The 425-nt window shown below is 71.1% G+C and carries 1 protein-coding gene; it reads right to left on the bottom strand.

The features are described from left to right. Positions 1-277 (bottom strand): DUF1707 SHOCT-like domain-containing protein (locus AC1DYG_RS19985; protein ID WP_477641584.1); only part of this gene is annotated, 277 nt, incomplete at its 3' end. Between the last annotated feature and the right edge of the window lie 148 nt (positions 278-425).

Below are 425 nucleotides of genomic sequence, written 5' to 3'. Positions count from 1 at the left end.
GGTGTCCGGGCGCCGGGTACGCCGGCTGCGCGGCGGCCGTCGGCGGCGCGACCGGCTGCCCGTGCTCGCCGACCAACTGCACGCCGGGCAGGTCGTAGAGCACCACGTTCAGTTCGCCCCTGGTCTTCGCGGCCAGCGCCGTGTCCATCCGCTCGGTGAACTCGCCGAGCGAGAGCAAACCCTGCCCGACCGCCCGTTGCAGCATCTCACCGACATGTTCGCGTTCCGCGTCCGAGACCCTCAGGTCTCGCGCGGCCACAGGTTCCCTCGCCTCCATGGGCTCCAGGATAGAGGCAGCTCACCGACTACTTCGGCTCGTCCGGGGTGGCGGGGAACAGCGGGATCTGGGGGTCGTCGATCTCCACCTCGTCGAGGACCGCCTCGGGGTCCGGGGCCAGCAGCGACCGGATCGCGGTGTTCAGCAC

The organism is Pedococcus sp. P1_H8, assembly GCF_056405175.1.
The sequence above is the reverse complement of the archived record's forward strand: the minus strand, read 5'-3'. Positions and strand labels throughout refer to the sequence as shown.